The 19,220-nt window shown below is 40.6% G+C and carries 18 protein-coding genes; 12 read left to right on the top strand and 6 right to left on the bottom strand.

Annotated elements, in window-relative coordinates; translation table 11 throughout:
- The first annotated feature begins 244 nt into the window (after window positions 1-244).
- Window positions 245-1,129 (top strand): carbohydrate kinase, encoded by an 885-nt coding sequence (locus Q0465_RS05165; protein WP_298613718.1) that lies wholly within the window; start codon window positions 245-247, stop codon window positions 1,127-1,129.
- Window positions 1,130-1,673: 544 nt separating this feature from the next.
- Here the strand turns inward: Q0465_RS05165 and Q0465_RS05160 are convergent.
- The 3 genes from Q0465_RS05160 to Q0465_RS05150 all read right to left on the bottom strand — a co-directional run bounded on the left by Q0465_RS05160 (window position 1,674) and on the right by Q0465_RS05150 (window position 4,534).
- Window positions 1,674-2,294: a CatB-related O-acetyltransferase gene (locus Q0465_RS05160; RefSeq protein WP_298613981.1), complete on the bottom strand. Its 621-nt coding sequence runs from the start codon at window positions 2,292-2,294 to the stop codon at window positions 1,674-1,676.
- Window positions 2,288-3,583, bottom strand: coding sequence for an MATE family efflux transporter (locus Q0465_RS05155; RefSeq protein ID WP_298613717.1), 1,296 nt, complete (start codon window positions 3,581-3,583; stop codon window positions 2,288-2,290). Before Q0465_RS05155 ends, Q0465_RS05160 begins: the two co-directional genes overlap by 7 nt.
- 279 nt (window positions 3,584-3,862) lie before the next feature.
- A complete protein-coding gene (locus Q0465_RS05150; RefSeq protein WP_298613715.1) occupies window positions 3,863-4,534 on the bottom strand; it encodes a hypothetical protein in 672 nt (223 codons plus the stop codon).
- Window positions 4,535-5,139: 605 nt separating this feature from the next.
- Here Q0465_RS05150 and Q0465_RS05145 point away from each other — a divergent pair.
- The 5 genes from Q0465_RS05145 (at window position 5,140) to Q0465_RS05125 (ending at window position 8,811) form a co-directional block, all read left to right on the top strand.
- Window positions 5,140-5,439, top strand: coding sequence for an RNA-binding protein (locus Q0465_RS05145; protein ID WP_298613713.1), 300 nt, complete (start codon window positions 5,140-5,142; stop codon window positions 5,437-5,439).
- Window positions 5,440-5,766: 327 nt separating this feature from the next.
- Window positions 5,767-6,837: a nitronate monooxygenase family protein gene (locus Q0465_RS05140; protein ID WP_298613711.1), complete on the top strand. Its 1,071-nt coding sequence runs from the start codon at window positions 5,767-5,769 to the stop codon at window positions 6,835-6,837.
- A 53-nt stretch (window positions 6,838-6,890) separates the two neighbouring features.
- A complete protein-coding gene (locus Q0465_RS05135) occupies window positions 6,891-8,015 on the top strand; it encodes a DEAD/DEAH box helicase (protein ID WP_298613709.1) in 1,125 nt (374 codons plus the stop codon).
- A 73-nt stretch (window positions 8,016-8,088) separates the two neighbouring features.
- Window positions 8,089-8,541 carry a cold-shock protein gene (locus Q0465_RS05130; RefSeq protein WP_298613707.1) on the top strand — a complete coding sequence of 151 codons (453 nt, stop codon included), beginning with the start codon at window positions 8,089-8,091 and terminating at the stop codon, window positions 8,539-8,541.
- Window positions 8,542-8,601: 60 nt separating this feature from the next.
- The gene (locus tag Q0465_RS05125) at window positions 8,602-8,811 is read left to right on the top strand and encodes a hypothetical protein (RefSeq protein WP_298613706.1); all 210 of its coding nucleotides are present in this window, start codon (window positions 8,602-8,604) and stop codon (window positions 8,809-8,811) included.
- 157 nt (window positions 8,812-8,968) lie between these two features.
- Here Q0465_RS05125 and Q0465_RS05120 read toward each other — a convergent pair whose 3' ends face one another.
- Window positions 8,969-10,684 carry an alginate export family protein gene (locus tag Q0465_RS05120; protein WP_298613705.1) on the bottom strand — a complete coding sequence of 572 codons (1,716 nt, stop codon included), beginning with the start codon at window positions 10,682-10,684 and terminating at the stop codon, window positions 8,969-8,971.
- Between the two features lie 78 nt (window positions 10,685-10,762).
- On the bottom strand, window positions 10,763-11,749 hold the full coding sequence (locus Q0465_RS05115; RefSeq protein ID WP_298613703.1) for an SDR family NAD(P)-dependent oxidoreductase: 987 nt from the start codon (window positions 11,747-11,749) through the stop codon (window positions 10,763-10,765).
- 427 nt (window positions 11,750-12,176) lie between these two features.
- On the opposite strand from Q0465_RS05115, the gene Q0465_RS05110 reads away from it, so the two are divergent.
- The 6 genes from Q0465_RS05110 (at window position 12,177) to Q0465_RS05085 (ending at window position 18,421) form a co-directional block, all read left to right on the top strand.
- Entirely contained in the window at window positions 12,177-12,689 is a 513-nt protein-coding gene (locus Q0465_RS05110; RefSeq protein WP_298613701.1) for a ferritin-like domain-containing protein, read from the top strand.
- Between the two features lie 685 nt (window positions 12,690-13,374).
- Complete coding sequence (locus Q0465_RS05105; protein ID WP_298613699.1) at window positions 13,375-14,499, top strand: helix-turn-helix domain-containing protein; 1,125 nt, start codon at window positions 13,375-13,377, stop codon at window positions 14,497-14,499.
- A 129-nt stretch (window positions 14,500-14,628) separates the two neighbouring features.
- Window positions 14,629-15,084, top strand: coding sequence for a hypothetical protein (locus Q0465_RS05100; RefSeq protein ID WP_298613697.1), 456 nt, complete (start codon window positions 14,629-14,631; stop codon window positions 15,082-15,084).
- A gap of 153 nt (window positions 15,085-15,237) precedes the next feature.
- A complete protein-coding gene (locus tag Q0465_RS05095) occupies window positions 15,238-16,722 on the top strand; it encodes a radical SAM protein (RefSeq protein ID WP_298613695.1) in 1,485 nt (494 codons plus the stop codon).
- Window positions 16,723-16,734: 12 nt separating this feature from the next.
- The gene (locus tag Q0465_RS05090; RefSeq protein ID WP_298613693.1) at window positions 16,735-18,015 is read left to right on the top strand and encodes a radical SAM protein; all 1,281 of its coding nucleotides are present in this window, start codon (window positions 16,735-16,737) and stop codon (window positions 18,013-18,015) included.
- A gap of 259 nt (window positions 18,016-18,274) precedes the next feature.
- Window positions 18,275-18,421, top strand: coding sequence for a hypothetical protein (locus Q0465_RS05085; protein WP_298613691.1), 147 nt, complete (start codon window positions 18,275-18,277; stop codon window positions 18,419-18,421).
- Between the two features lies 1 nt (window position 18,422).
- Here the strand turns inward: Q0465_RS05085 and Q0465_RS05080 are convergent, their stop codons facing one another.
- Complete coding sequence (locus tag Q0465_RS05080) at window positions 18,423-19,109, bottom strand: ion channel (RefSeq protein ID WP_298613689.1); 687 nt, start codon at window positions 19,107-19,109, stop codon at window positions 18,423-18,425.
- Between the last annotated feature and the right edge of the window lie 111 nt (window positions 19,110-19,220).

Raw genomic sequence — 19,220 nt, 5'->3', positions numbered from 1 at the left:
TAACCAACTAAAATAGAGCAGTCTTATTCTTTGCATTCGATTCCTGACAGAGGAAGTAGTAGTAGGAGTACAACTACAGGGAGACGTATTTTATTCCTGTAATTTCTGTAAGAGTAATTTATTGATTATTTTATTTGTAAGAGGAACCATTTATATAACATTTAAAATTTTAGATGAATATATGATTGGGGAAGAGATGAATTATTCAATGAAAAATAAAATTTAGTAAACTTAAAAAATGTATATGAATACTATTGTTATCGGGATAGGAGAAGCCCTGTGGGATATACTACCGGAAGAGAAAAAAATCGGTGGGGCGCCTGCTAATTATGCTTATCATGTATCGCAATTCGGACTGGACAGCCGGGTTGTAAGTGCGGTTGGGAACGATCAGCTGGGAAACGGGATTTTAAAAGGTTTTGAAGAAAAACGATTGAAGTACCATATTGATCGGGTTCCTTATCCCACGGGGAGCGTTGTGGTGGAATTGGACGGTCGCGGGGAACCCTGTTATGAGATCAAAGAGGGAGTGGCTTGGGATAATATACCTTACACAGAGTCGTTAGAAGAATTAGCGCATAATACACGTTGTGTATGTTTTGGATCATTAGCGCAACGGAGTAAGGTGTCACGGACGACTATTACTCATTTTTTGGACGCAATGCCCGACGGGGAGGGACAGTATAAGATTTTTGATGTCAATCTCCGTCAGGAATTTTATACGAAAGAAGTGATCTGTGATTCCCTGCTCCGTTGTAATGTTTTAAAATTGAATGCGGGAGAATTGGTATTCCTGAGTCAGATGTTCGGTTTTTCTGACATTGCTCTGGAAGATAAATGCTGGATACTGCTAGGCAAATATAACCTGAAGATACTGATACTTACCTGCGGGATAAATGGCAGTTATGTATTTACGCCGGGGGCTGTATCATTTGTTGAAACTCCGTGCGTAAAGGTGGCAGATGCGGTGGGAGCAGGAGATTCTTTTACGGCAGCTTTTTCTGCTTCTGTTTTGAAAGGACATACAATTGAAGAGGCTCATCATCTGGCAGTAGATGTTGCTGCTTTTGTCTGTACGCAAAAAGGAGCAATGCCTGTACTTCCTCCGGAATTGAAAAACCGTTTATAATCCAGGGAGATCGTTTGGGAAAGGGAATATTAATTGTAAATTTTTGTTCAGGGGGAATTTAGTGATTTGTCTGTAAGTAAAAAATATTTATATATTGTTGATTATCAGATTTATATTAGAGATTTATTTCAAAAATTATATTTAAAAAAATATACAATTTGTTTCCCGGTTGGGTGATTTTCAGAAAACAGAAACAAAAGTTCATCGGCAGGAGGATAACTTAAAGGATGAACTTTTATAGCTGTTTTTCCAGCTTTTCAGTTACCTGAAAGCAGAGTGATGAATTTTTCTCCGTGAAAAGTGGATTGAAAGACATCTTGTTGTTTCCCCTTATTGTACCTGGATCGTTTTTATAAATGTAATCTGCATTTAGTCCTTATCGATCCGTAGCAAGCAGTTTCCTGCATGCAGGAAGTTCGGGTTGCCTCTGTTTTCTTCCCAGACGGATAGGACTGTATCCTACTTCCCGCCAAAACCTATATTCATTATATGGGGGAAGGAGTATAATATATTTTTGTGTTTTATAAGTTTATAAAATACTCAATTAAGTTAATTTGTTTATTTCTCCTTGCTGAATGAAAGGCAGATTCTCCCGTATTTTAGTGACAGGCCAGTTCCACCATTGCAAATTTTCCAGACGGGCTATTGTTTTGGCATCGAAACGTTTCCTGATTTTTTTTGCAGGTACACCTCCTGCAATGGTATAAGGCTCTACATCTTTAGTAACGACAGCCCTTGCCCCGATGATTGCTCCATTGCCGATATGTACTCCCGAGAGAATAACGGCTTCGTAACCAATCCAGACGTCATTGCCGATAACAATATCTCCCCGGTTATCCCAGGCTTGAAGTATATTCTTTTTTTCTAAATTCCACTCTTCCCAGAATAGCGGGAAAGTATAGGAGGATAAAGACGACAGGGAGTGGTTGGCACAGTTAAATAGAAATTTTGCCCCACAGGCAATGGAACAAAATTTACCGATGATCAGTTTTTCTGAATGCAGGGGGTAATGATAAAGTACATTATTTTTTTCAAAATGCAGGGGATCGCATACGAAGTCATTGTATATGGTATAGTCACCGACCTGAATGCTAGGGTCTTTTACGACTGCTTTCAGATAAACAGTCTGCCGGTCTTGAGAACGGGGGTAAATTTTTTTCATGATTTGAATTGTTTTTTAAGATAAAGCACAGATTGGATCATCAACAGCATGACAAACAGGTATTCAGCAGTCATATATGCAGTTAAAGTTGCTTTTAGCCACTGGCTTAAAAAATAGAGATAAATAAGATAGAATACGATTGTAAGGACTTGAAACAGAAAGGCTATTTTCGTATTCCCTGTCCCTGTGACAGCATTGATATAAACATAGGCGGGCAGGGCAAAAATGTAATTCAACAGCATGATGCTATAGGGTGCAATCGCTTGTTGAATCAGTATTTCATTAGGGGTATAGAAATGGATTATTGTACGGCGGCAAAGCAAGGCCGTTATTACTAATGGAATACCTACGGCATAGCCCAATTTCACTATCCGGCGACAGACCGGAAAAAGTTGGCGGGACTGTTTAGCACCGAACAGATTGCTGATGAGAGAACCTGTTGTAGATGCAAAAGAGTTCACAATGACAAAAAACAGGGTAGAAACGCTACGGGTAATATTGGAGACAGCTAGTTCCGTTTTTCCCAGGTGTTCTATGGCAATAAAAAAAAGAAACCAGGGACTAACGCTGATAAAGGCATGCAGCATACTCCATACTGACAGTTGAAATATTTTTGAAAGCAGCCTGCCCTCATAAACCGCCTTTAAACCGTATTTTGCAGGATCGGTTTTCTGATATAAATAAACGGCAAGTAGGAAAAAGGAAGCTGCTTCGGACAGGGAGGAAGCCATCGCTGCTCCCGATATACCTTGACCCAGTATAAATATCAATAGATAATTGAGCGGTATATTGATACTGAAGGCGAAAAGGGCAGCAATAGACAATGCTTTGGTTTGTGTAATACCTGTCAAAAAAGCACGTAAGGCCAGAAATGGAAACGAGAATAATAAGCCGGTACTTCTCCAGTAAAGATAGTCGACGACTGCTTGATAAATTTCAGCCGAGGAGATCAGTTGTTTCAGTATAAAAGGTGAGAGCAGGTTTATAAACAGACAAAGCAGGATAGCTAGCAGGACTAGGAAATACAATCCCTGAAAAAAAGTCCGTCCGGTCTGTTTATAATTTTGTTCTCCGTTTCGACGGGCAATCATAACTTGCAGTCCGGTACTGAAACCAAAACCGAGCATATAGCTGGCCAGGTAATAAATTCCGCCCAGGGCAGATGCTCCGAGTTCCGTTTCGCCGACGTGCCCGAGGAATAGGGCATCCGTGATATTGATTAATTGTTCCGTAAGGATGCTCATCATCACCGGGAAATTGATGAGCCAGATTTGTTTATAATTATAATTCATTACTCAACAGATATCTATAGAAACATATCCTGAATAAACAGATACATTTCTGAAAACGATAAATACAGGATAATAAAACGCTGTGCCAGATTAGAATAACCTGTCAGTTGCTTGAATAGCTTTGCGATTGATAAGTACTATTCGTGAAGAAGAGCTATATACAGCGTTGGCTTTTCATGAGTGGAACAAACAAATTTTGATATTTCAGGGGATAAAGATAATATTTTTTAATTGAAATAACACCCGGGGCCGGGGGAAGGTGTCATCTGTACCCGCGACTTATTCTTTTGTAACCCTTACTTTCAGAGGTTCGCTGAAGTTGTCCAATATGTCAATTTTATACTCTTTCCATTTGCTTACAGTTGCCTGTTCCCCTTTTTCGGCAGTGCTCTCGTAGCTGAAAATAACGATCTTTTCATCTTCAAATTCTGATAACCGGAATGAATGGCAGACAATGCAACCGCCGAAACTGCCATCCGGTTGGATACTATTGCCACTCCAGCCGGAATCATAAGTGATTTTAAATCTGTCTATGATAGCGCTCATCTTATTTCTGGTATCGATTATAAAAGCGTCCCCGAATTTCAAGGTATCGGTTCGCAAATATACACGACCCTCTTCTGTCTCAAGACTAAAAAGATATTTCCCGATAGCCTGCGGTAAATTATTTTGCTGTAATATGTCCTCTTTTTCATAATAAATCAGAAACGATTGATGTACTGTGTCCGGTGTTGTGATTCTGATTTCCAGTTGCAGGTGAGGAGATCGGTCATTCCATGGCTTTGGTTGAATATACAGATTAACGGGTTCTATCGTCATGTCGTCAAAACGAACAGCAGGATTGTTATTATATCCTTGTTTTAGCAGGATTCTCCTATTATTTTGTGCATTCATAGTGTCGGTTGTCAAAAACAGCAGGAAAAACATTAATATTTTTTGATACCCTTTCATACAATAATGGATTAATCCTGAATGGTGTTCAGTCCTTTCATATTTCGCTACGAATATAGTTATAATAATTTAAAGGGCCGGGGGAATGTGTCTTTTGGTTTTTGTTTAAAAGGGTAGGATGTCTTTATTCTTTTTTGTAATTATAAAAAGCATAAATTTCCGGATTACAGCTAAGACAGTCAGGTCTGGTAACGAATATAACCTGAGGTTTCAGGAGCTCCTTGTCCAGCATTGAAAAAGATAATGCAAAACTCCCGTTCCTCTTTGTCGATAAGCAGTGTTACCGGCATGAATACGGGAAATTACCGTTCAGCAGAAGTTGTGAAAAAAGGAAATTCAAGCTGGCGGGCAAAGAACATTCGAGTCATCATAAGTGAGACAATCTTTTCGGAAAAGATTAGGTATTAATAGATATAAATAAAACACAATTATTATTTAATATCTGTAAATCACAAAATAAATATTGTTTATCTGATTTATTGTATTACCTTTGTCTGCGGTTAGAGTTACGAATCGTTATCGACAAAGTTCTTCTTTATTTAATAAGCAAGTCTCTCCTTTAATTATCCTCTCTCTAATTAGTATTAATTTTTATTTTATTTCAGATGAACATTTACATTTCAGGTTTAAGCTATGGCACAAATGATGCAGACTTAAACGAGCTATTTACAGAGTTTGGAGAAGTTTCTTCAGCAAAAGTTATTTCAGACAGGGAAACCGGTAGATCCAGAGGATTCGGGTTTGTCGAAATGAATAATGATACAGAAGGACAAAAGGCAATTGATGAACTGAATGGTGTGGAATACGACAAGAAAGTGATTACAGTAAGTATTGCTCGTCCCCGTACCGAAAGACCTTCTAACGGAGGATACCGTGACAGGAATTACAATTCCAGACGATATTAATATTCCGAACATATAAAACAGGAGATTCTCCTGTTTTATAATTATTTTATTTTGCTTTTCGGGTGATTCATTTGCGGGTCCGGCTAAATAAAGTAAAACACTTAGCAATTAAGTTCGATTTATTCTTACTCCTCAATGTAATATCAGGTACTTATCAATCCTGAAACTTTCCATTTCAGAAACAGATCTATTAAACTTTTTTGTAATCCGGACTCTGAATGAAACAGAGTAAAAAGTTTAATTTTTTATGTTCAACAGGCGGTTGATATTTGAGTAAAGCTGATGCCCGAAGGCTTTCTTTGTTTACCGTTTTGTATACAAAAAGTTATGAAATCATTTTTTATTGGAAATATAGAGATAAAGCTGCCTATTATACAGGGCGGCATGGGGGTAGGAATCTCACTGTCCGGATTGGCTTCGGCTGTTGCGAATGAGGGCGGCATAGGGGTTATATCGGCTGCCGGGCTAGGTTTATTATACCCGGGGGGAGAAGGTTACGCTCAAAACTGTATCCGGGGATTGAAAGAAGAGATCCGGAAAGCACGCCGGAAAACAAATGGAATAATCGGAGTGAACATTATGGTAGCACTTTCCAATTATGCCGATATGGTACGTACGTCTATACGGGAAAAAATAGATGTGATTTTTTCCGGTGCAGGCTTACCTTTTGATTTGCCGTCTTATCTGACAGCGGACAGTACGACTAAGCTGGTACCGATAGTCTCTTCAGCCAGGGCAGCAAAGATCATTTGTGAGAAATGGCTGAAAAATTACAACTATCTGCCCGATGCCGTTGTGGTGGAGGGGCCCAAAGCAGGTGGCCACCTGGGATTTAAAAAGGAACAATTGGAAGATCAGAACTACGCTCTGGAGTCGCTGATTCCGGCAGTAGTAAAAGCTGTAGCCGGCTACCAGGAAACCAAAAAAATACCGGTTATTGCTGCAGGAGGTATTTCTAGCGGGGAGGACATAGCCCGGTTTATGGAATTGGGAGCTTCGGCAGTACAGATGGGGAGTATTTTTGTCACCACACTGGAATGTGATGCTTCCCCTGATTTTAAAGAGGTATACATTCATTCAAAACCCGAGGACATGCTGATTATCGACAGTCCGGTAGGGATGCCCGGACGGGCCATTGACGGGGAATTTATCCGGCAGGTGAAGGATGGGCTGGAGAAACCCCAAAATTGTCCTTTCCATTGTATTAAAACCTGTGATTATACCCGTAGTCCTTATTGTATTATCAAAGCGTTGTATAATGCAGCCAGGGGAAATATGAAAAGGGGCTATGCCTTTGCAGGCAGTAATGCTTTTCTGGCAGACAAAATAAGGAGTGTAAAGGAAGTGGTCAACGCCTTGAAGGACGAATTTCTTTTGGCTACTCATCGTCTGGCATAAAGCCGGACGCAAATAACCGCTGTTTTACGACAGCAAATAATGATAAATAATAGATGACATTTAAAGAATTAAATATTATTGAGCCGATTTTAAAGGCTATTAAAGAAAAAGGATATATTATACCGACCCCGATTCAGGAAAAAGCTATTCCTGCGGCATTGGCCCGCAGGGATGTATTGGGATGTGCGCAAACCGGAACCGGAAAAACAGCTTCGTTTGCCATTCCTATTATCCAGCTTTTACAGTTGGAGCCGGATACGGCCGGCCGTAAAAGTATTAAGGCATTGATTCTGACACCGACTCGTGAACTGGCTTTACAGATCAGTGAATGTATTGATGAATATGCACATTATACCCGGATCCGTCACGGAGTAATATTCGGGGGGGTAAATCAACGTCCGCAGGTAAATATGTTACAAAAGGGGGTCGATATTCTGGTAGCTACTCCCGGACGTTTACTCGATCTGATGAATCAGGGATATCTCCGTTTGGACCGGGTGAAATATTTCGTCCTCGACGAAGCCGACCGGATGTTGGATATGGGATTTATTCATGATATCAAACGAATATTACCGAGGCTTCCGAAAGAGAAACAAACCTTGTTTTTTTCAGCAACTTTGCCGGAAACTATTGTTTCGCTGACTGCTTCATTATTGAAAAATCCGGTGAAAATCACTATTACCCCGGATTCTCCGGCAGTGGATGCCATTGAACAATATATCTATTTTGTAGAGAAGGCGGAAAAAGGGCATTTGTTGATTTCTTTACTGCGTGAGGCAAAAGGCCAGTCTGTACTGATCTTTTCCCGTACCAAACACAATGCCGACCGGATTGTACGGGTATTGGGAAAGGCCGGTATCGGAAGCCAGGCCATTCACGGAAACAAAAGCCAGTCGGCCAGACAATCCGCTTTAGGGAATTTCAAGTCGGGCAGGACCCGGGTGATGGTAGCTACCGATATTGCAGCCAGAGGCATTGACATCAATGAACTGCCCCTGGTAATAAATTACGATTTGCCGGATGTGCCTGAAACTTATGTCCATCGTATCGGGCGTACGGGCAGGGCAGGAAATACCGGGACAGCCCTTACTTTTTGCTCGCAGGAGGAACGTAAACTGGTGAATGACATTCAAAAATTGACAGGAAAAAAACTCTGCAGGGCTGAATTTTCAGCTTAAACCTTACTGAGCCCTGGATTGTGATTTCAACCAGGGCTTTTTTACAAACAATACATAAAATTAAAAATAGTACATGGCAAAACCCCAGACTTTTAGTAAAAAAGAAAACGAAAAGAAAAAACAAGCCCGAAGAATAGAAAAACAAAACCGGAAGGAAGAAAGGAAATTATCCGGTAAAGCGAATAGTTTTGATGATATGATTGCTTATGTTGATGAAAACGGCCGGATTACCTCAACCCCTCCTGAAATGAATCGCAAAAGAGAAGAAGTTAATCAAGCCGAGATACCCGTCTCAACGCCAAAGCAAGAAGCTCCCGTTGTCCGGAAAGGACGTGTGGAACATTTTAATGTAGCTAAAGGCTATGGATTTATCAAGGATCTGACCGGAACCGACAAATATTTTTTTCATGTGCATAATGTACTGGACGATATTGTTGAAAATGATATTGTAACCTTTGATTTGGAGCGGGGTAAAAGGGGACTGAATGCCATTCATATTTGTGCGCTGAGTCAGACTGCTGTCTGACCTTTTCCGGATTCGTCTGAGGGAAAATAACAAAAGGAACAGGAAATAAAATATTTTAATATGCAAAACGACCGTATTATTCATTCAGAAAAACAATCTTCTGCCCAGCAGATTGAATCCGTATTAAAAGAGTATAAGAAAAGAGTGGGAGAAGTTGTGCATGTTTCGGTCAGTAACCGGACTACTTTTGAATTCCCTGCTGACCTTTCTCAGGAAGAAAGAGAAATCCGGATTGCGAATTATTTGAAACGTCATAAACCGATCGTTTAAGAGGAAAAATAGCCCTAGTGCCCGTATGACAGTTGCGCCATGTAATAAGGATCGGTTTTACGGCTTTACTTATAAAAAATTCGGTTTCCTCCAATTCACAGGGGAAGGGAGAGAAGTCTTCCGGTAGTGGAATAGCAGTTTTGCCTTGTTCCGGGGGCTATAGGGAGAATCTAACGAAGGCCATCAGACAAAACCAGTTCTTGGGAGAGGGGAGGGCATTTCGGATAGCATTCCCGGGCAGGGTCAGGGCGGTGTTGAGGTGGAAATACCAGTGTTGTGAATGATAATATTTTACGGTGAGGTTAATCTCCGAACCGTAATAATGTGATTCGAGAGTGGAAAGTCTTGGATTACCACCGAGGTTGTTTTTTTCCGGTGCAAGGAAAGACCAGAGTTGGGTAACCGTTTGTACTTTTTTCAGGGGTGAGTAAACCAATTGCAGGAGGTGTGTCATTTCGTTAGTATTTTGTACCAACTTATACATATTTGATCCCTGAACCCATTGTTCTCCGTTTCCTCCGGTATAGAGGGCATCCCAGCGTTCATAGGTGCGGGTGCTTGCTTTATCGCCTGAAAAATAGGCAAAGCGGTAGCTCAGGGCAGGTTTCCCCCGCTTAGCGGCGAAATTCCAGCCCAGGTGAGTATACCAGGCGTAAGCCCGCATCCGGAAATGTTTATTCGTTTGATATCCGGCTTCTGCTTTATAAAAAAGTCCCGGGTTTCCGCTATGCGGGTTTCCGAAGAGGCGGAGGTTGTATACCCACAAACCACGGCGTTGATAAACGGTGCCGTCCGGAAGGTAATACTTTGCTCCGGACCGGGGAACAAAAAGTATACTGCCGCCGATTTGGAGCCGGTTATTGTTGTCGTATTCCACATTCAGTCCGTTGATAATGGTATGGCTGTTGAGAATCGTCAGTTCGTCCGGGCGTAACTGAAAAGTTTGCAGCGTGAGTTTGTCCCAGCGTGCCCCCATTTGGAACAGTCGGCGTGCTGCCACCCGCGGATTAAGCTGTAAGGCTGCCCTTTCTTCTCCGTTCATGCCGGTATTGACGATCAACCAGCCGTTTCCCAGTACGAATTGTTTACGTCCGTAAAGGATGTTGAAAGCGTAGTCGTGTTCGGGCGCATAACGTTTTCCACCGACCAGTCCTGCAAAAGCGTCTTCCACTGCGATATGAAAACGGCTTTGGTCAGTAAATAACTCTCTTCCTGCGCTGAAAGTGACGATATAACCCACTCCGCCATAGAAATGCAAATTCCCCCATTCCGTCAGACGTGTGATCCCGTATAATCCCTGCATAACATAGCCTTCGATCCAGCCGGTATATCCTTCGCCGGCAGGGTGGCCGGCCAGCGGATTTCCTGCAAGTAACTGTTCCGGACAGGCAAACCAGGCATTGGAATTTGAATATGCCATTTCCGAAGCGGCTACACGGAAAGTTAGGAAAGTCCGGTGGTTACTGTATACTACCGGAAAATTCCTGGGATTTTGGAATAAATTGCGGGTGACCACTTTTCCCGGTTGGGCCGTCATCAGGCCGACGTAGACCTTTACGTTAACACCTCCGTCCCCCGTAGGGATAACTTCCAGACGGGCGTCCCGGACAAACGGCAGATTACGCACCCTTGAGAGATAATAATCTGTCATCATTTGGTTGAAATGCGTATAAGGATATATAGCGAACGTATTTTCCGTTGCTTGCATCATTCTTATTGTAGCCAATGAGTCGGCAGGTAATCCGGTGTAGCTGAAACGTACCGTTTGAATCCGTTCCCCTTCGAATACGGATAGAGGGTTGTTGCTTTGGGCAGAGAGCGTCTCAATGCGAAACGGGATAGTAAGGCAAAAGAGAAGGCAGAAAGTTCTCATGCAGGAAATATTGATATTTCATTTTGAATATACCGGATCAGCTTCAGCCTAATCGGATTATCGGTCAGAAATTGCCGATCAAAATGCCGTCCAGCCTCCGTCTGTAGCAATGATTGCCCCTGTCAGAGCAGAAGCTTCGTCTGAGATCAGGTAGAGCATATTGGAAGCCTGTTCCCAGGGAAAAGCCCCCCGGTGTTCAGAATCGCAATAAGCCATTAAACTCATGGTTTTTACTTTCCCCATTCCGAAACCGACTCCGGCTTTTTCCTGGGCTTCGACAAATTCGTAAGCGCGGGTGACCATAGGGGTATACGTTTGTGCCATATTCACCGAATTGACCCGTATACCGTAAGGGGCATAGTCTACGGCGGCACTGCGTACCAGTCCGTTTACAGCATGTTTACTGGCGAGATAAGCCGGATTGCCTGCTAACCCGGTCATTCCGGCAATGGACGAGACGACAACCACGGCTCCCCCCTGTGCCTGGTTAACCAGTTGTCTCAGTACTGCACGCAATGATTTGAACGTTCCGGTGGCGTTGGTAGCCATCACCCCTTCCCAATATTCATCTGTAGCGTCAGTGATCATCGCAGGCATCAGTTTCCGCTGTTCGTCGTATTCAAAAGGAGCGCCAGAATATACGGCATCCATTACCCCGGCGTTAAGGATTGCATAATCCAGTTTGCCGTAAACCTTTATGGTCGTGTCTATCATTCGCTGACAGTCTTCGTCTTTTTGAATATTACCGTATACAAATAGGGCTTTTCCGCCGAAACTGCAAATCGAATCGGCCGTATGTTGTCCTTCTTTACGCAGCCAGTCGAGAATCACTACATTGGCTCCTTCCCTGGCTGCCCGGACGGCTGCCCATTTGCCCATTCCCCTGGCTGCTCCGGTAATGATGATAGTCTTGCCGTCAAAACGGTGCGGAATATAATAATCTTTCGACAGCCGGTTTACGTCGTGGCGTTTTGCTTGTTCAATAGGTGCCCCGGTTTCCTGGGACAAGGCTGGAAGTACGCATACGACTCCCAGGAATAAAATCAATAAAATACGGTTTCTCATTTTTTTAGTTTTTATCATTTCTATTTATTAAACGAAAGGAGAGAGGGAAGGTTATATACCCTAAAAGACCTGGTGTTTGTAATCTATCCCCGGTAGCCGGCTTTTGATAAGGCTCTTAGGGCAGGTTCAGACGGTTTGGAAAATCGCTGAAACCTGTCCGATTTATTTATACATCGCTGATAAGCAGAAGATCAGAAACAGATCCTTCCGGTATAAAATTTCCCACCTGACATATCATATGTTTTTTGCAAAAAGGGGGAAAAGAAGTCCGTATACTTTAAGGAACCCTTCCACAGTTTTAACACTTTTACCCCTTCCCTTTGTATGATCAGTGGAAACCCTTGTTAAAATTACAGACCGCTCAAACAAAAAGTTTTTTAGTCCGTTATACATATAAATAAAACAAAATTAACTAAACACTAAAATTATGGCTAAAGAAAGTGTAGAAATCCTAAAAGGAAAATTAGATGTAGAAAATTTAATTTCACAATTGAACGCTGCATTGTCTGAAGAATGGTTAGCGTACTACCAGTACTGGGTAGGGGCGTTAGTTGTGGAAGGCGCTATGCGTGCTAACGTACAAAGTGAGTTTGAAGAACATGCTGAAGAAGAACGTAAACATGCCCAAATGATCGCCAAACGTATCATCGAACTGGAAGGGGTACCTGTTCTGGACCCTCAGAAATGGTTTGAACTGGCAAGATGTAAATACGATACTCCCCAGGATTTCGGTTCGGTCAGCTTACTAAAAGACAATGTAGCTTCTGAACGCTGTGCTATTCTGAGGTACCAGGAAATTGCCGATTTTACAGACGGAAAAGACTATACTACTTGTGATATCGTGAAAAAAATTCTGGCTGAAGAAGAAGAACATGAGCAGGACCTTCAGGATTACCTGACCGATATTGACAGAATGAAAAAATCCCTTCTTGAAAAGTGATTTTTAATTGGAAGATTATCACTCGAAAAAAGTCTGCTTAACAAAATTGAGGCAGACCTTTTATAAAACCACAGGGGACGGGGGTGTTGTATCAAAAATTTTTGACACAACACCCCCGCCTTTCCGGTATAAGAATACCATTGAGCAGAGCGGCCAAACGCTTTTGGAAACCGACTAACAGTAAGGTGTCCGGAATAATTTCCGCTATCGTATCCTTCCAGGCAACTAATGGCAATAAAGCTTTGGGGAGTCAAGGCAATAATCTTACGGTATAAGTGGTAAAATTTCCCATATTGGCCTAAACTACGTTTCCGCTTCCCGATAAAGGAAACTATAACCCAAAACGGTCTGCGGTTCCTGAAAAACATCCGGGAGCAATAACAAAGTGTGCAAATAAAGAAATATAATCTCTTTTTTTGGGATTTATCCGCCTCAAAAGCTGTAAAAACAGCTTATACCCTATTATCATACCCCTATTTTGTTGCTGATGTTTGCAGAACCGTCCCATTTGTAGAATTATATCCTACCTGATAGGTAAGAATTTGTACCTCTCATTTTTATTATACAACTTATGGGAATATTTTTTAGTGGTGTCGTAATTTTAAAGAAATTAAAGATAAAGTATTAATTTTATATTATATTTATTACTGTTTACTGATAAATTATTTTATGTAAATTTTGATAAATGAATCATATTATTATTTATTCTTTTGAGATATATACCTGTTTGGTGATGGGTATATTGTTATTCTCCTGTCATTTTATATCTTATCCCCTTCACAAACTGTATTATCAGGAGAAAATTTATTTAGGGATAGCTTCCCTTATTGTAGGAACAGGAAAAGTGCTCACGGTTTATTTTCGTGGAACTGATCTTCCTGAAATTTTTTCGGTACCTACGCTTTTTATTGCTAGTACACAAGCGTGTATATTCAGTTTTTTGTCGATTTATTTATTTCATTCTACTTATGTCAATAAGAAAAATGTGGTAAAACATTTGTTACCGACTGTTATTTATATGATTCTTTATTTCGGTATTATTATGATGTATACTGACAAGAAAGTATACTCCTGGAAGGAGTTTTTACAATATAGGAACCATCCGGCTTTGCTTTTCCGGTTATTATTTGCACTCACTTATTTTATACAAATAATAGTATACACCTTTTTATTTTTTAGGGAAAGGCATATTTTTATAAAAAAGTTGAATAATATCTTCTCCGATATTGACCGGTTTCATCTTCATTGGGGAACACGGTTATTTTTTGAGGCTGGCATATTAGGAATCATAGTTTTGTTTTTCTCTTCCTATCCTTCTTATTGGGGAGATATTATTTTTTCTACTTTTCTTCCTGTTTTTTATTTTGTTTTTGTAATCCGGTATATTAACTACCAAAGCCGTCTTTCTGATATACTGGTAATCGTAAAGAGAGCGGATAAACGGCCGCCTGCAAATAAGCCTGTAACTCAACCGGCTTTTCATATTCTGGAAGACAAATTAAATGCTTTCATACAATCTAAAAAACCTTATTTGACTCCGGGGATAGTAATTGCTGATATTGCTTCGTGTCTGAATGTTCCTGACCGTGAGTTATCTTATTTTATCAAATATACTTATAATCAAAATTTTAATACCTGGGTGAATGCTTTAAGAATTGAACATGCAAAACATTTGATGGCTGAGTTTCCGACGATGAGTTTTGCGGAGATTGCAGAACAATCGGGCTTTTCGGATAAAACAAAATTTAGTCGCGTATTCAAAGAAATAACCGGTATTTTATACAGTGACTATAAAAAGCAGCTCTGTTGATGATTTTGTACGGAAATTATTAACAAAATATCATTATTTGTTTTATAGCTTTACCATTATACAGGAATTCTGTAGTTTATGATATAGAGTTTGGCTGTATAATTAATGTATTAATTAAAAAATAAGGTTATGAAAGAGGTAAATGATGCTGCTTTAAAGGAATTGAATTCCTGGATTCTGTCTATGAAAAACGAACAGTTTCAGATCGGTGAAGCCCGGAATGTTTCTGACCGGGAAATGAAAGCCAAATGGCTTGATAAAGTTGAGGAATTGCGAAAAGAAAATCCGGAAATGACGGACGCATTCATAGAACGTATCCAGAAAAATGCCCAGCCCATCCGGGAAGCCATTGGTAAATTGATTTATGAAGGAAAATTGAATGAAGAAGAAATCCGGCAAGTGCTTGTAGAGCATAAGGTGTTAAACGATGGCAAGTCAGTGGATAATTGCTGTCCTACCTGTACGGTTTGTGTTGCTTGTTCTACTTGTATTTCCTGTGCTGTATGCGTCATGACAGGTGTGGCAGTAGCTGTTTTTTCAGCTTCTATTACCTCCACGGCTTCTGCTGCTTCGACTGCTTCATAAACGGTGGGAGTTTGGGGTAAGAGCGAATCAGGATTATTACGGAATACTGGGATTATTTCGATTATCACCGGATCATTTCCGGACGGAATACCCGGTTTATTATGAATGGACAAAATAGTTTTTAGGAAACCGGATCACAAAAATAAATAGATCATGGATAGTGATTTTTTGTTATTTGTAACTGAAAAGGATAGCCGGTATTTGTATGATGCGAATACGAATACGGTCCATCCTCTGTCTGAAAGGATAGAAGAGAATTTTGTAAACCAGATATATAATTCAACTTCTGACGATGAATTGAATCGTCTTATTGATTTATATCCGGAACATAAAGATTTTCTGCGATATGTACGAATTTGGAGGACGCATAGTGATGCTTTCAGGCGTAAGTCCCGGTCCGGAAAAATATTTCTAAAAAGTGTAGAAGAAGCCCAGAATACCCAATTGCTGACAAGTTTGGCGTGGGATTTGATTCTGGTTACTACGGAACAGTGTAATATGCGGTGTTTGTATTGTGTATATGAGGAAGGGTTGTATCCTAATCGCCGGTCGCACCATTCTCGTTATATGACTGCGGAAAGTACTAAAAAGGCGATAGATCTTTATTTACAGCTGAATCGGCAGGAGAAAGTGTTACCTTTCAAAAACAGGGCTTTGAACGTATCTTTTTACGGGGGCGAGGCACTATTGAACTGGCCTGTCGTAAAGGAAGGGATTGCTTATGTCCGGAATCAGTATCAGGGACCTTTTGAATTGCATATAGGGATCAGTACAAATCTCACTCTATTAAAAAAAGAATGGCTGCCTTTTTTAAGGGATAACTGCGTTTTTCTGAATGTCAGTATTGACGGACCTGAAAAGGAACATGACAGATACCGTCGTCTGAAAGATGGCCGTCCTTCTTTTCGATTGGTGGAAAAGAAATTAAAGGAAATATATTATTTTGATCAGGATTATTACAATAAGTATGTGAAAGCTAACGTCACCACCAATGGAAATACGGATTTTTTAGAGGTTACCGATTTTTTTGAAAAAAATGATATAGCCCCTCATGTACAGAATGCTTCTATGTTAAAGGATTTAGAGATTTCTGATTTTCACCGGATTCATCCGTATGAACCGGAGCGTTTTAGAAATTCTCTGATACAATTGAAGCAGGCATACGAAGATCTTTGTCTGAAAGGACGGCAGTTCCAGCGGGGAGAGGTCTTCTATGCCTTTAATTACGATGCTCAGAGCACTTTTTTTAACGTGCCTCATTGTTTAAGGAGTGAAAAGAATTGGTATACCGGTATTTGTGCTTCGGGTAGGAAATTATGTGTTACTCCGGATGAACGCATCTATATGTGTGAACGCATTGGGAATGACCGGCCGATTGGATCATTGGATAGCGGGGTAGATGAAAATAAATTACTGGATTATTTCAATGATTTTTTTAAATCGACCGAGGAATGCCCTTCTTGTGTGGCACGCAATCATTGTCATATATGTCCGGCAGAAGTGGATAGTGGCAGAGAAGATTATTTTGAGAATCGTTGTGAAAAGGCAAGGGAATTACTGGTAAAAAATTTGACTAATCTGTACTCCCTTTTGGAGAAAAAGCCTGATTTGTTTAAAAGAGAATATGAATATTTTTAATGGTGTATGGTTATGAACTATTTTGTCCTTCATAATTATTGTTATATCAGTTGGGGAGCCTGTAAAGCTGCTGTTTATGATGTTTTGCAAAAAAGGATTTTCTGGATTGAAGATCCGGAGCATCAGCTTTTTTTGAAACAATCTCAACAGGGAATGAGTATAGAAGAAATTAGCAGGAGTTTCGGTTTAGAAGAGAACGAATTGTTTCAATATACGGATTTACTCAGACAATTGGATTTGGGAACTATATATGACCGGCCTAAAGTAAGTACTAAATTTCGTCCTTTTGTCCATAATCATCTGGTAGAAAAAAATGGTTATTACAGACCTTTGAGTACAGTTACTATTGAAATGGCATCAGAGTGTAAGAAGAATTGCAGTTTTTGTGATTTTAAAAAACGTTTTGCTACACTGGAATGTGCCTGTGGGTGTTATTCGGACACCACAAGAATTACTTATAATATTGCCGGTCTACTGAAAAGTCTGAGTTTTGCCAAACCCGGCAGGTTGGAACTTATGGGAGGAGATCCCTTTACACATAAGGAAGATTTATATGAAATTTTGAAATATGCTTCAGAATTTCATATTCCTGTTACAGTTAAAACTTCCGGTATGCTTGTAGAGGAGACAGATATTAAACAATTAAAACGAAATCAGGTTCATTTATCATTGATCGTAACAGGGTTTAATCCGGCCAAAGGGAGAGAGGAAGTATCCGGATTAATGAGAATTTTAGGTTGGGCTGCTAAATATGATTTTACAGACTTGGATATTGTTTTACTATTGGATGAGCATCAGCTGAAAAATAGAGATGAAATACAACAATGGTTGTCGGAGTATTATCTGACAGTAAGTTGTATGAGTTGTTGTTATCCAATGGAAATGATTGTCCCGGAAAAATCTGCGCAATTGGAGCATTTAAGCCCTTTCCTGTTCACCAGGCATTATCATTTTGCCATCGATATAGACGGTCTGGCCCGGCAGTTAAACGGGCATTCCTGCTGGCAGGACCGGATTTGTATTATGCAGGATGGAGAAGTACGTCCTTGTATCGCTGCATCGGATATAAGTTATGGAAATGTAAACGAAAAAAATATCCTTAATATTATCCGTGAAGGCCGGTCAACTGAAGTGATAAAAGAAAGAAATTGTTCAGTTGAGTCATGTTCCGGGTGTGAGTTTGCATTGGGATGTTCTTCCTGTGTGATCGCTACACGAAAAATCCGGGGAAGTTATCAATCTAAAGCCTGGAATTGTACCTATCAGCCGGAATCAGGAAAATTCGGGAAATAAGCTGAATAGAAAGGGGTGGACAGACGTTTTCCAACTGTAAATCGGAGAGATCATTTGTTTCTGTATATCTTCAGGCATTTGTGTTCTTTTCTGTTTGTCTTGTAGTGACCAATATAAAGATTCAGGGTTGGAGAATCAAGCGTTTAGAAAAGCAAGGTAGCATCGTCTTTATTCCGATGAGAAGGTATCCCATTCGTTTGCCAGTAAGGATCGTATTGATGCTCAGATAAGGGAGGGTAAGATTTTTAGGTATAAGTGGGTGCATGAAAATGAAAGGGAAGAAGCTGACCGGAAAAATCTGGATGTATTGTTTGCCAATATCGAGTATCCTGCTCAGGCTATGGAATTTGCCGGAGATAATATCATTTCCGGTCAGGGAGATTTTGCCAATAAGACATTGGTATGATTTAATTACTTAATTGCCCTTCTGCTTCTTTCCGCTTTTTCTGGAACTTGTCCACCACAAAGGCGGTGAAAATCGGGAAGAAAATCATGCCGGAGGCGGCGAGGATGACGGCCAGGGATTGGCCGAGTTTGGTGACGCCGAAGATGTTGGAACCGACGGTGGTGACATTCATGAGCGACCAGTTGAAGGCATCCCAGTAATCTTTGACCATAGGATTGGGGCCGTGTTCCATAAAAAAGAATATTATGCTGGAAAAATAAATGATAATGAAGAGAATCGTCAGATAAGTAACGAACAGATTGGTGACTTTGCTGAGGGTCATCCAGCTTACGATCAATGAAACTCCGTAAATTCCCCGGGCCAGCGGAATAAGGCGCAGGGCTACCCATGCTCCGTGGGAGAGGTCGGGCACAAAGGCATAAACAATGTTGAGATAAGGAATAGAAACCAAGAAGAAAAATAGATTGCGCCACATAAAACGCCAACCTTGTCCGCTGTAAAACCAGCGTACAAAAAAGTCAAGCAGGAAGATAAAACAGACAATTAAATGAGTATTCAGAATAAAAGATTCACTTAAAACGGGTCTTAACGACAACAGTTCTATGGATACGATGACAATAATAAACAAACTTCCCAGTAAAACCAGAATGTTCAGAAACTTTTCAAATATTCTATTTTCTTGTTTCATATGCTGGAGGATAAGGAGAAGGGATATCCGGAAAATCCGTTTTCCGGATATCCGCTTCTCTTATTAGAGGAAGCGTCCTGAATATTACTTTATACCTTTCATTATCAGAAT

Source organism: uncultured Odoribacter sp. (assembly GCF_937966165.1).
Taxonomy (GTDB): Bacteria; Bacteroidota; Bacteroidia; order Bacteroidales; family Marinifilaceae; genus Culturomica.
This window is presented reverse-complemented; position numbering and strand designations above follow the sequence as displayed.